The following is an 11,732-nucleotide window of genomic DNA, read 5'->3' on the forward strand; positions in this document are numbered from 1 at the left end:
GGTTATTCGTAATAGGTGTAGCCGTTGATCGAGTCGCGATAGGCGCTCATCAGGGTTTTGCGGTCCTTGGCTTTCAGAGTACCGGTCGAGATCGCCTCGTCCACCATTTTGCGGAAGGCGGCGACGCAGTCGGTGGGGTCGAATTCGACATAGGACAGCACCTGGCTGATCGTGTCGCCCTCTTGTTCGTGCAGCAGGTCGAACCCTCCGTCAGCGCGCAGGTCGATGGTGACGACGTTGGTGTCGCCGAACAGGTTATGCAGATCGCCCAGCGTTTCCTGATAGGCGCCGACGAAAAAGACGCCCATGAAATATTCATCATCTTCGGGCAGGGTATGCACCGGCAGACTGGGTGAAACACCGTCGGCCAGGATGAACCGGTCGATCTTGCCGTCGCTGTCGCAGGTGATGTCGGACAGGACTGCGCGGCGGTCGGGTGTCTGGTTCAGGCCCTGCAAGGGCACGATCGGATGCAGTTGGTCAATGGCCCAGACGTCTGGCAAGGACTGAAACAGAGAAAAGTTGCAGTGGTAGATATCGGCCACTTTCTCAAGCTGGTCGTCCACGTCGGTTTCCAGGTCGTCACTGGCCGCCAGCGCCTTGAGGCGGGCCATCAGCGACAGGTAGATGCGTTCGGCCCGGGCCATCTGGCGCAGGTCTACATATCCACGGCGGAACAGGGCGCGCAATTCGTTGCGATAGAAGGTGGCGTCGTTCCAGCATTCCTGAAGACGGTCTTTGCTGAGATAGCCGTGCACTGCGGCAAGGTCTGAAACCATGTGGTGATCGTCGGCTTCAACCTCGGGGCCGTTGGGCGCATCATAGAGCGTGCTTTCCAGCACGTTGAACACCAGCATCGACGACGTCGCCACCACCGCGCGGCCGCTTTCGGTGACCAGCGTCGGGTGGTCCACCGCGGCCTCGTCCATGGCATAGGCCACGGTTTCCACCACGTTGGCGCAGTATTCCTCGACAGTGTAGTTGATCGAGTTCTCGGCCGCCTTCTTCTCGCCTGTGTAGTCCACCCCCATACCACCGCCGAGGTCCAGATGGGTCAGCGGCACGCCCTCGCGCGTCAGTTCGGTGTAATAGCGGCAGGCCTCGCCCACCGCGCGGCGCACATCGTTGACGTCCTGCACCTGAGAACCCAGATGCGAATGCTGAAGCTTCAGGCAATGCAGTAGCCCCGCCTCTTTCAGCTTGTCGACTGTAGCGACAAGTTGATCGGTGTTCATGCCAAAGGCCGAGCGGTCGCCCGAGCTTTCCTCCCACTTGCCGCTGATCTGGTTGGTCAGTTTCACCCGCACGCCAATAAGCGGTTCGACCTCCAATTCCTTGTAGACCTCGATCACCGTGTCAGCCTCTTTCGGGCTTTCCAGAACGATCACCGTGTTGAACCCGATCTTGCGGGACAGGATGGCCAGCTGGATGAACTCGGCATCCTTGACGCCGTTGCAGACGATCAGCGCTTCGCTGGCCAGCCGATGTGCCAGCGCGATCACCAGTTCGGGTTTGGACCCGGCCTCGAGCCCATAGTTGTACTTCTTGCCGAATTCGACGATCCGGTCGACGACCTGGGCTTGCTGGTTCACCTTGATCGGGAACACACCGCGATAGCTGCCCCTGTAACCGACGCGGGCGATAGCTTCGCGGAAGCTTTCGTTCAGATGGGCGATCTCGTGTTCCAGATAGGAAGACACGCGCAGAACCATCGGGGCCTTGATGCCGCGGTCGTCCAGATCGCTGAGAATACCGGGCAGGCTGATCGCGCCAACCTCGGGAGCCAAGGGATTGCGCAGACCGATTTCGCCCTGCTCCGTCACCTCGATGAGGCCTTTGCCCCATTTTTCAACTCCGTAGATGGAATGCGGTGCGTCGGGCGTCTGTTTCAATCAAGTCGGTCCTTAACGTAGGGGTGCCAGTTTCGCGCCCGCCAATACGGCAGCTGTTTGATTCTTCCAAGCCTAAACTATGTGACGGAAAAATCCGAGTTTCATGCCGGTGGGGTGATCCGGACCAGATGATTGTCCCACTGGCACTTCGCGCGGGCCCGGATCTCGGGGTGTGCAGTGGCCAACGCGCCGAACACACCGGTTCCGGTGGTGAAAACCAAACCGTTCGGGCCCGATCCAAGCCCGCAGACATCCTCAAGCTCGAACGCATCGCTGAATGTGCCACTGGCCACGTCGAACCGATGCAGCGCATTGCTGCGTGAACAGGTGATGGCAACGGTTGCACCATCCGCCGAAAACGCGATGCTGCCCGCATAGCCTTGCAGCGTTCTTTGATCCTGCTCAGGCGCTGACAGAAGGTGCGGGGTTTCCCCTTGACGGTGCAGGCCCAGCAAGGGCGGATGTTCGGCCTTGCTGCCCTGCCACTGCATCGCAAAGCCCACCAGCCCGTCGCGACGGACCGCCAGATGGCGGATCGAGTTCTTGTGAAGCGCGGGCGTCAGCGACACCTGCTCCTGAACCAGGCCCGACAGGGAAAGGTAGGTCAGGTTGGGCTTCATCGTCGGCAGGTTCAGCTTCGTGCGCCCGGTTTCGGGATGGGTTTCGATCCCGCCATTGGCAATCACAAGCGTTTTCCCACCTGGCATCAACCGCATGTCATGCGGCCCGACGCCGCCGGAGGGGAATTCACCCAAGCGCGCAAAGGTTTCGGCGTCCCAGACGCCTATGATACCTTCTCCGGCTTCGAAATCGTTTTCGGTGGCAAAGAAAATCGCGCCATCGGCTGAAAAAGTACCGTGACCATAAAAATGCCGGCCTTCCGGCGCCGTCAGCCGCGCGATCGGTGATCCCGTCACGCAATCAATCACCACGGCAAAGGTGCCCGGACGGCGCGCAAAGGCCACGGCCTGTGGTTTGACCGGATGTGCCGCCGCCGCATGACCGCGCGCGGGCAGGGGCACGGAAAACAGGAGCGTTCCCTGTGCATCCAGCCCGGCCAGTCGATACGAACCATCCGGAAACAGCGCTGCGGCCAGAAACTCCGGCCTGCCCACCGAGGCCCATCCATGGATCGGAGGCAGTGAGGTTGCAGCCAGCCCTGCAAGAAAACGGCGGCGCGATGTCATGGGTCAGTCCCCGTCCAGAGAATTGAAGCCTGCGCTGATGCCCAGGGTCGGGCCAAGTTCAGTCGACGCAATGGCGCGAATATCGTGGATGGACTGTTGCAGGGCCTCGATACGGAACCGGGCCTGCGGATCCGAAACGCCCGCCAGCGCCGGGTCGTCAATGGCCTGGGCATTCTCGATGGCGCGCGCAAAGGCAGCATCTAGATCCGCGGCGATATCGGGATGATCAAAGGCCAACCGCGATGCAAGATCACGAAGGGCCACCAGTGAAAGTTCGACATGGCGCAAGGATCGCTTCGACCGCCACGCTTCGGCGCGGTTCGGGCGCGGGCGGTCGAACGTGCCCAACGGGCGACCAAGCCGAGTGTCGGCCGTGAATTCAAGACCCGTGGACAAAGCCTTGAACAGTTCCTGCATCGCTTCGTCCTGCGTTCGGTAGCGGCCGTTTTCACCGGGCCGGGTCAGGCCGGGGGCATAGCTTTGCCAGTCATCGGCCATCGCCCGCGCGTTGGCATCAATATCCGCCGCGATCGCCTGAATCAGCGCGCAGCGGTAATCTGCATTGCCCTGCTCTGCAAAGGCGGGATCGAACAGCATCCGTTCGAGCGCAAAGAACCCGCGCCCGGCTATGGATGTCTCGGCATAGGCTTCCGGGTCTTGCACGGCGTCATCCTCGGTTGCGATATGCTGGGACAGGGCTTTGGTGGTGAACCCTTTCGTGTCGGGCCAGAACGCCATGGCAAACGCACGATCATCGACCTCGGTCGGACCGAACCGCAGGTGACTGGCGGAAATCCAGCTGTCGAAGGCCGCGTCATAAGCCGCGCGCAACGCCGGTGAGGTCGGATCGCAATCCACCCGCGATGCACTGACCAGAGCCCCGGTCGTTTCCGGCAGCTTGTCGAACCTGGGCAAGATATGTGTCTCGGCAACGTCCATCAGGATGGGTGCGCGGTCCTGCGCCTGTGCGGCAAGCGGCATCATCAAAGCGGCAACATAGGTAAGAATACGCATGGGTCAGAGGCTCTCCAGGAAACGGATCAGGGCGTCGCGGTCAGTTTTCGGCATCGACACAACCGCATCGCGCGCGGCCTGGGCTTCGCCGCCGTGCCACAGGATCGCCTCGAGCAGATTGCGTGCCCGCCCGTCATGCAGAAACTGCGTGTGGCCCGAGACGCGTTCGGTCAGACCAATGCCCCACAAAGGTGGCGTCCGCCATTCGCGCCCCGTCGCGCGGGCCTCGGGGCGGTGATCGGCCAGACCTTCGCCCATGTCATGCAGCAGCAGGTCGGTATAAGGCCAGATCAGCTGAAAGCTGTGCTCGGGCCGATCTTCCAGCCGGTGCGTGACATGGGCCGGAGTATGACAGGATGCGCAGCCGATCGTGTGAAATACCTCTTTGCCGCGCAACACCTTGGGGTCGTCGACATCACGGCGGCCGGGCACGCCCAGATTGCGGCTGTAGAAATCCACCAGGTCCATGCCCTGCTGATCGATCTCGAACGCGCGGGTATCGGTGTCGCCATGCGGGGCCTCGACGCAGTTCACCTGCAAATCCGTGCAGTCCCCCTGAGGTGCCGGGTAAAGCGGGCTTGAAATACCGATATCCCCGGCAAAGGCTGCGGCGGATTGCTCCATGACCGTCGGCATGCCTGCCTTGTGCCCGAACCGGCCCATCATCGGGGCGCCGTATTCAACAGACCAGACGATGTTCGGACGGCCCGAGATGCCATCCCCGTCCATGTCATCGGGATCAGCCTGGGCCAGCAGGTCTTCGACCGGGATCGCCTCAAGCAGGCCAAGCCCGATCATCTGCGGTGCGACCCGCGGGCTCAGCATTGCATCCGGGTGCAGCGGGCCATAGCCCAGATCAGCGGCCCTGTAAGACGGGCGGCGCAGTGACGCGGTTTCGCCGTCAGAAAGTTCAACAGGGACTTCTTCGTAAGAGATATCCAGCCGATATTCCGCCGGATGTCCCGCAAGCGCGAAATCCTGCATCTGCCCGCCATAGTTGGGTTCGGGCCGGGTGGCGATGTAGTCTTCGATCCCGGCAGACCCGTCTTCCGGCGCACCGGGGATCGAGACCCGAAGGAACATCGAGACCGCATTGTCATCAGGGCCGTTGGGAGTGTGCCCCCGCCCATCCTTGATATGGCAACGCTGGCAGGATCGCGCGTTGTACAGCGGCCCCAACCCGTCAGAGGCCAAGGTGGATGATGGTGATGAAACCCAGATTTTCTTGAACAACCCGTTGCCGACCTTGAAATCCAGCTCCTGCTCGAAGCTCAGATTGCCCGAGGGTTGCGAAAACGCATCCGCGTCGTTGCGGACCCGGACAGTCGCCGCCCCGGCAGAGAGTTCTTCGAACGGCTGCGACACGCCATAATCCTGCGGGGGCGCGGTCACGGCCGCAATGCGGGCGCGTTCCTCGTCGGTGCGGGGGGTGAATTTCAGATGCAGGTCCCGCAGCTCGGCTGACAGGCAGGGGGTGGCCGCCAGGGCGACCACCGACAAGGCAAGAAGGCTATTCGCCTTCGTCCATTTTCGATGCGTTGAGTTGCGCATAATTGGCTTCGCCGATCCTTTCATACAGGTCGAGCTGCGTTTCGAGGAAGTCGATATGTCCCTCTTCATCGGACATCAACTCTTCGAACAGCGACATGGAGACAAAGTCGCCGGCCTCCCGACAATATTCGCGCGCTTCCTTGTAAAGTGCCCTGGCGTCGATCTCGGCCGCCAGGTCGCATTCCAGCGTTTCCTTCGGCGTCTGACCGATCCGCAACGGGTCCAGTTTCTGAAGGTTGGGGTGACCTTCCAAAAAGATGATCCGTTCGATCAGCTTGTCCGCGTGGCCCATCTCTTCGATGCTTTCCTCGCGGCTTTTCTTGGCCATATGGCCAAGGCCCCAGTCTTCTTGCAGGCGGTAATGCAGCCAGTATTGACTGACGGCAGTCAGCTCATGCCGCAGAGACTTGTTCAGATATTCGATGACCTTCGGATCGCCCTTCATCAGCCTTCTCCTGTGTTGCTCCGGCACGCAAAGTGCGGAGTTGCATGGGGACTTCCAGATTACTACTGGCCCGCATTGTGTCTAGGAACAGCGGCATGCACCCGCCGCAATCCGCCGATTTGCCAAGGGCATGGTAGATCTTGCCGGGGGTGATGATGGTCCGCGGATCCGCCGTGCGCATCCAGTCGATGGCCGCACGGATGTCGTGATCGGATATGTTGGTGCAGTGGCAGACAATCATTGGTCTTGGCTCGTTTCGCCGCCTTTACAGACGATCAGAAAGGGTTGCTCGGGCCGGAAAGAAACCCTCTCCGGCCCGCTTGGGAATCAATGGAAAACGGCGTCAGGGTTATCCAGGCTGTCTGACCCTTCAAACGCAACCCCGTCCAGCTCCAGTGCGGTTACGATGCGCTCGATCGTTTTGGTCTGATCGATCAGGCCGTTGACGCCGCCCATGATCAGGGCCTCACCGCCTTCATTGCCGCGCTCAAGCATCTGGTCATAGGCAAATCCCGCCTCGGCCGTTGTCTTGATCTTGCCCAGGGCCTGCATGGTGGCGGCCAGTTTCGCTTTCATCTCGGTATCCAGTGCCGGATCCGTGGCGATGACCAGATCGGCCAGAGATGCGCCCGAAACCGGGGTGCCATCGATGCGGGTATAGCTGCCCAGATAGACGTTCTGGATGCCCAACCCGTCATAGTAATGGCTGTTGTGGGTGTTGTCCGAAAAGCAGTCATGTTCTTCTTCGGGATCGTTCAGCATCAGGCCAAGGCGCATCCGTTCGCCGGCTTGCTCACCATACGAGAGAGAGCCCATGCCGGTCAGGATCGCGCTGATGCCTGCTGCTTCGTTCTGCATAAGGGCTGCGCGCGCCGCTCCGCCGTCTTTCCACTGATCCGCCATCCAGGCCAGATCGCTGACCAGCAGTTCGGTCGCAGCGCTCAGATATTGCGCACGACGGTCGCAATGGCCGCCGGTACAGTCCTCGCCCTGCGCATAATCGGTCGCTGGGCGGTTGCCGGCACCGGCGCCATGGCCGTTCATGTCCTGACCCCACAGAAGGAACTCGATGGCGTGATAGCCGGTTGCCACATTCGCCTCGATACCATCGGCTTCGTGCAGGGTGTCGCTCAGCAGTTCGGGGGTGATTTCGCTGGCATCAATGGTCTCGCCCGACAGTTGGAAGCTGGGGTTGGCGATGACGTTCAGCACGGCAAATTCGTTTTCGTCCGTCGCGCCGCCATAGGCCGCGTCGACATAGTCGATCAGACCTTCGTCCAAAGGCCAGGCGTTCACCTTGCCTTCCCAGTCATCAACGATGGCGTTGCCGAAGCGATAGACTTCCGTCTGCTGATAGGGGACACGCGCAGCAACCCAGGCCGCGCGCGCCGCGTTCAGCGTTGCGTCCGACGGATCGGCGATCAGTGCGTTGACCGCATCCTGCAATTTCCTGGCTGAAATCAGGCTGTCCTCAAATTTGGCTTCCGCAATATTGGCATAGGTGTTCAGTACATCTGCCTTGGTGGGGGCATCACCCGAGATTGCGGCGGTTGCCATGCAAAATGTAAGGGCGCTGGCAGTGGTGAATAACTTGGTCATAGGAGTTCGGTGCTTTCCTGTCAGAACTGTCGGATCGCGCGGGGATGTACCGCGGGTTTCGCGAAGAAATAACTGAGTGATTTAGTCGGCAATGTCAACCTGAGTTTTATTGTCGGATATAGCAAATGATGGTTGAATCCCACGCTTCTCCCCAAATCTGGCGAGCTCCGATCCGAGGGTTAACGTTGCGTGGCAGGTGATTCGCGGTAAAATCACTGTTGTGATTCTGTTAAAGGCGGTTTTTGGTTAATGAAGTGCTCTGTTCTGGCGTTGTCTCTTTTTCCGGCAGCTCTTGCCGCTCAGGCGACGCAGATCACGCCCACCCATCAACATGGGTCCGGTCAATTGGAAATCGTGTTTACGGACACGGAATTTACGCTGTCCCTTAAGGTTCCAAGCATTGACATAATCGGGTTCGAGACCCCGGTGGCAAGTGATGACGAGCGTACGCGTGTCGCCATCGCGATTTCCGAACTGTCCAAACCACTGGATCTGTTTGTCGTCCCGCCCGACGCCGTGTGCTTTACCGCATCTGCAAACGTGATCCTGACGCATGATATTCCGGGGCAGCAGGATAACGCGGGCGAGGGGGGCACGTCATTCGCAACAGGCGAACATTCGGAATTCCAGGCTGACTACGTTGTTCAATGTCAGGATATGGATGCGCTGACCACGATGGAATTTACGTATTTCCAGCGGTTCAGCGGGACAGAGAAGCTGAACGTTCGCGTCGGATCAGGCGCGGCGACCAGCGCCCATGAAATCACGCGCGCCGCGCCCAGTCTCGATATGACGCAATTCCGTTAGAGATGGTGCTTGAACGCCCGTTTGACGTATTGAAGCGCGCAGCCGAAGCAATTGAGCCAAGATTGCTTCGCCCATGCCTGGGGCTGCGCAGAAAACGAACGCGCTGGATTGAAGGCGGAAAAACTGCTCCTCAGTGCGGTCGTTGAATGCAGCAATGAGCGAAACCCAAAAATTATTTATTTTTCACAAGTGGTTATGGCCTTTGAGGTTGCCGGACTTCGCTGAATCAAAAGTCTCCAATTGAGGCAAAGATTAACGAATAAGGGCACAAGAATCGCATGTATGACAAGTTCTCGCAAAACTTATGCCAATATCCAAATCTATTGGTACATCATCCTGCCGATCTGTTGACTAGTCCGGTTTTAATGAGGGGGTATCTCGGCAGGGTTAGGGGGATGCCCGTTCAGGCCCGTTATGGGCCGACAAAGCGCGGCATCCCCTGCCGTATCGTTTTCGACAAGTCCACTAACCGATACTGTCAGTCGATCTTGTTGCGTTGCGCGTGCGGGGTGACGCCAAAGCTTGACCGGTAGACGCGCGAAAAATGGCCCGGGTTTTCAAAGCCGCAGGCCACGGCAACCTCGGTGACGGATGCTTCGGTCTGAAGCAACAGTTTCTGGGCGCGCTCCAGCCGCATTTCCATGAAGTATTTCTTGGGCGACGTGTTGAGGTATTTTCCAAACAGCCGCTCAAGCTGCCGGGTTGAAATGCCAAGCTCTTCTGCAATGAACGAGGGGGAAACCGGGGTTTCGATACTGTCCTGCATGATGGTGATCGCCTTGGCGAGGTGCGCATTGCGCATTCCGTTGCGTGATTGCAGGGAAACCCGTTGTTTGGCCGTGGCATTGCGTACCGCGTTGTAGACCATCTGATCCGCCACATCGATGGCCAGTTCCTCACCGTGATCGCGTTCGATCAGGTGCAGCATCAGATCCGCCGTTGCCGTTCCGCCGGATGCGGTAATGTGCTTTTCATCGGCCACGAACACGCTGCGCACCAGGTTGACCTCGGGAAAGGCTTCCATGAACGCGTCGTGATATTCCCAGTGGATCGCTGCCTGCATTCCGTCGAGAAAGCCAGCCTCGGCCAGCACCCATGCCCCCGAGCACAGGGCGCCGATTTTCGTGCCGCGCGCGCGTTCGCGGCGTAGGGTTGCAAGTAGGGGGCGGGTGACGTGGTCACGCATGTGAATGCCCGACAGAACAAACAGCTGATCACATTTGGCCAGGCCCTGAAGGCCGGAATGCACCAGCGTGATGGATCCGTTCGAGCACACGGCCTGCTCGCCATGTTCGGACACAAAGGACCAGCGGTACAGTTCTTCGCCGCTCACAAGATTGGCGATCCGCAAGGGTTCGACCGCGCATGAAAACGCTAGGTGCGAGAACTCCTCGACAAGGATGAAAGTGATGTGCCGCGTCTGAGGCATGAGCAGTACCGTTTGCAAGTTGGGACAAAGCCCAGAACATGAGTCTATTTCGCAGGCTCCTATGCTGCACGAATTTTTATTGTATACAAGTTGTATTTTTATGGAATACAAAACCGTGACCGCACGCGATTCGACCGCGTTCGCCGAACAGAAGGATGAGGCCAAAGCATGAAAGACGAAGCCAAGTCTCGTAAAAGCGCGCTGAGAGAGCACCTGAGAGTGTCCATCCTTACGCTGCGCCTGCGCCCGGGCGCCGATCTGGACGAGGCGCATTTGTCAGAGGAATTCGGCTTGTCGCGCACGCCGCTGCGCGAAGTGTTTCGACAGTTGGCTGGCGAAGGCTATCTGGATCTGCGGACAAACCGCAGCGCCCGGGTTTCCGAGATGTCCTACACCACCCTGCGCGACTTCTTCCTTGCCGCGCCGATGGTATACGGAGCGATTCTGCGTTTGGCGGCTTTGAATGCGTCGAACGCCCAGATCAATGATTTGAAAGAGGCCCAGCAGGCGTTCAAGGCGGCCCTTCGGTCCGGGTCCGGCGAGGACCGAGCCTTGGCCAACAATCGCTTTCATGACGTGACCGGCGAAATGTCCGGCAATGTCTACCTGCTGCCGTCGTTCAACCGGTTGCTGATCGATCACGCTCGGATCGGCATGACGTTTTACCGGCCACAGACCGGTGAAATGTCGGAAAACCTGTCGCTGGCCAGCCAACAGCATGATGCGATCATCGCAGCCATCGAGGCGCGCGATGAGGCGACGGCGGCCAAGCTGGCGGAAGATCACTGGAACCTGTCACGCGATCAGATCGAGATGTTCGTGATGCCTGACGCGCTGGATGTCCCGATGGGAATCCCGCCCCTTTCGAAACCTGCATGAGGACGGAATGAACCCGATTTTCAAGTTTGAGGGGATCTATACCCCTGTGGTCACGCCTTATCACGACGATGGCAGCGTGAATTGGGACGCCTTGTCCGACGTGATCGAATACCTGATCGAGAATGGCGTGCATGGCCTGATCTCGGGTGGTTCGACCGGCGAGAACTATGCCCAGACCGTCCACGAACGTGTCGAACTGGCCCGGTTCACGCATGAGCAGTTGAAGGGCCGGTTGCCATTGGTGGTTGGCACAGGCGCGATGCTGACGCCGGATTCGATTGCCCTTGCCGCCGGCGCGCGCGAAATCGGCGCCGATGCGATCCTGCTGGCCAGCCCGCCGTATTCGGTGCCGACTGATCGGGAAAACGCGCTGAATGCGCTGGCCATCGACAAGGCCGCCGATCTGCCTGTTATGCTGTACAACTACCCGCACCGCACCGGTACGATGATGGGCGAAGAGTTCCTTGACCGTGTGGGCCGCAGCCGCAACTTCTGCGGCATCAAGGAAAGCTCGGGCGATATCAACCGGGTGCATTTGCTGGCCCGCGACTATCCGCATATCCAGCTTGGCTGCGGCATGGATGATCAGGCGCTGGAATTCTTCGCCTGGGGTGCGCCGTTCTGGGTGTGCGGCGGGTCCAACTTCCTGCCTGCCGAACATGTGGCGCTGTATCAGGCCTGCGTGATCGAAGGGAATTTCAACAAAGGCCGCCGGATCATGTCCGCGATGATGCCGCTGATGCGGGTGCTGGAGCAGGGTGGCAAGTTCATCCAGACCATCAAGCATGGCGTCACCATGAACGGGATTGATGCCGGCGCCATGCGGCCTCCGTTGAAGGGCCTGAACAAGGACGACAAACGCGCGCTGGAACAGGTCACGCGCGTGCTGAAAAAGACAATCGCCGACATCGTGGCGGAAGGGTAAGAGA

The 11,732-nt window shown here is 59.5% G+C and carries 12 protein-coding genes; 4 read left to right on the forward strand and 8 right to left on the reverse strand.

The genetic code is table 11. The features are described from left to right. Window positions 1-2 precede the first annotated feature (2 nt). From speA to ACR0A2_RS07510, 7 genes are all read right to left on the reverse strand, one after another. Window positions 3-1,892 carry a biosynthetic arginine decarboxylase gene (speA, locus tag ACR0A2_RS07480; RefSeq protein WP_480834614.1) on the reverse strand — a complete coding sequence of 630 codons (1,890 nt, stop codon included), beginning with the start codon at window positions 1,890-1,892 and terminating at the stop codon, window positions 3-5. A 101-nt stretch (window positions 1,893-1,993) separates the two neighbouring features. Then, window positions 1,994-3,079, reverse strand: a complete 1,086-nt coding sequence (locus tag ACR0A2_RS07485) for a DUF1513 domain-containing protein (protein WP_480834615.1) — start codon at window positions 3,077-3,079, stop codon at window positions 1,994-1,996. Window positions 3,080-3,082: 3 nt separating this feature from the next. After that, the gene (locus ACR0A2_RS07490; protein WP_480834616.1) at window positions 3,083-4,093 is read right to left on the reverse strand and encodes an imelysin family protein; all 1,011 of its coding nucleotides are present in this window, start codon (window positions 4,091-4,093) and stop codon (window positions 3,083-3,085) included. Window positions 4,094-4,096: 3 nt separating this feature from the next. Next, the gene (locus ACR0A2_RS07495; protein ID WP_480834842.1) at window positions 4,097-5,587 is read right to left on the reverse strand and encodes a di-heme oxidoreductase family protein; all 1,491 of its coding nucleotides are present in this window, start codon (window positions 5,585-5,587) and stop codon (window positions 4,097-4,099) included. A gap of 16 nt (window positions 5,588-5,603) precedes the next feature. Beyond that, window positions 5,604-6,089, reverse strand: a complete 486-nt coding sequence (gene bfr, locus ACR0A2_RS07500) for a bacterioferritin (RefSeq protein WP_171725761.1) — start codon at window positions 6,087-6,089, stop codon at window positions 5,604-5,606. Further along, on the reverse strand, window positions 6,037-6,330 hold the full coding sequence (locus ACR0A2_RS07505) for a (2Fe-2S)-binding protein (RefSeq protein WP_480834617.1): 294 nt from the start codon (window positions 6,328-6,330) through the stop codon (window positions 6,037-6,039). Before ACR0A2_RS07505 ends, bfr begins: the two co-directional genes overlap by 53 nt. An 86-nt stretch (window positions 6,331-6,416) precedes the next feature. Then, window positions 6,417-7,688: an imelysin family protein gene (locus tag ACR0A2_RS07510; RefSeq protein ID WP_480834618.1), complete on the reverse strand. Its 1,272-nt coding sequence runs from the start codon at window positions 7,686-7,688 to the stop codon at window positions 6,417-6,419. Window positions 7,689-7,937: 249 nt separating this feature from the next. On the opposite strand from ACR0A2_RS07510, the gene ACR0A2_RS07515 reads away from it, so the two are divergent. Then, window positions 7,938-8,495, forward strand: coding sequence for a ZrgA family zinc uptake protein (locus tag ACR0A2_RS07515; RefSeq protein ID WP_480834619.1), 558 nt, complete (start codon window positions 7,938-7,940; stop codon window positions 8,493-8,495). Between the two features lie 51 nt (window positions 8,496-8,546). After that, window positions 8,547-8,720, forward strand: a complete 174-nt coding sequence (locus tag ACR0A2_RS07520; RefSeq protein WP_480834620.1) for a hypothetical protein — start codon at window positions 8,547-8,549, stop codon at window positions 8,718-8,720. Window positions 8,721-8,973: 253 nt separating this feature from the next. Here ACR0A2_RS07520 and ACR0A2_RS07525 read toward each other — a convergent pair whose 3' ends face one another. Then, window positions 8,974-9,924 (reverse strand): GlxA family transcriptional regulator, encoded by a 951-nt coding sequence (locus ACR0A2_RS07525; protein ID WP_171206193.1) that lies wholly within the window; start codon window positions 9,922-9,924, stop codon window positions 8,974-8,976. A gap of 168 nt (window positions 9,925-10,092) precedes the next feature. On the opposite strand from ACR0A2_RS07525, the gene ACR0A2_RS07530 reads away from it, so the two are divergent. Both ACR0A2_RS07530 and ACR0A2_RS07535 read left to right on the forward strand, forming a co-directional pair. After that, a complete protein-coding gene (locus ACR0A2_RS07530) occupies window positions 10,093-10,803 on the forward strand; it encodes a GntR family transcriptional regulator (RefSeq protein ID WP_480834621.1) in 711 nt (236 codons plus the stop codon). A 7-nt stretch (window positions 10,804-10,810) separates the two neighbouring features. Continuing rightward, window positions 10,811-11,728 carry a dihydrodipicolinate synthase family protein gene (locus tag ACR0A2_RS07535; RefSeq protein WP_480834622.1) on the forward strand — a complete coding sequence of 306 codons (918 nt, stop codon included), beginning with the start codon at window positions 10,811-10,813 and terminating at the stop codon, window positions 11,726-11,728. Window positions 11,729-11,732 lie beyond the last annotated feature (4 nt).

This window comes from Ruegeria sp. H8 (genome assembly GCF_056532905.1).

Excerpts from the sequence above, each read along its gene's own strand:
- ACR0A2_RS07535 (WP_480834622.1), top strand. The coding sequence starts at position 10,811 with ATGAACCCGATTTTCAAGTTTGAGGGGATCTATACCCCTGTGGTCACG.
- bfr (WP_171725761.1), bottom strand. The coding sequence starts at position 6,089 with ATGAAGGGCGATCCGAAGGTCATCGAATATCTGAACAAGTCTCTGCGG.
- ACR0A2_RS07530 (WP_480834621.1), top strand. The coding sequence starts at position 10,093 with ATGAAAGACGAAGCCAAGTCTCGTAAAAGCGCGCTGAGAGAGCACCTG.
- ACR0A2_RS07505 (WP_480834617.1), bottom strand. The coding sequence starts at position 6,330 with ATGATTGTCTGCCACTGCACCAACATATCCGATCACGACATCCGTGCG.
- ACR0A2_RS07525 (WP_171206193.1), bottom strand. The coding sequence starts at position 9,924 with ATGCCTCAGACGCGGCACATCACTTTCATCCTTGTCGAGGAGTTCTCG.
- ACR0A2_RS07510 (WP_480834618.1), bottom strand. The coding sequence starts at position 7,688 with ATGACCAAGTTATTCACCACTGCCAGCGCCCTTACATTTTGCATGGCA.
- ACR0A2_RS07485 (WP_480834615.1), bottom strand. The coding sequence starts at position 3,079 with ATGACATCGCGCCGCCGTTTTCTTGCAGGGCTGGCTGCAACCTCACTG.
- ACR0A2_RS07515 (WP_480834619.1), top strand. The coding sequence starts at position 7,938 with ATGAAGTGCTCTGTTCTGGCGTTGTCTCTTTTTCCGGCAGCTCTTGCC.
- ACR0A2_RS07490 (WP_480834616.1), bottom strand. The coding sequence starts at position 4,093 with ATGCGTATTCTTACCTATGTTGCCGCTTTGATGATGCCGCTTGCCGCA.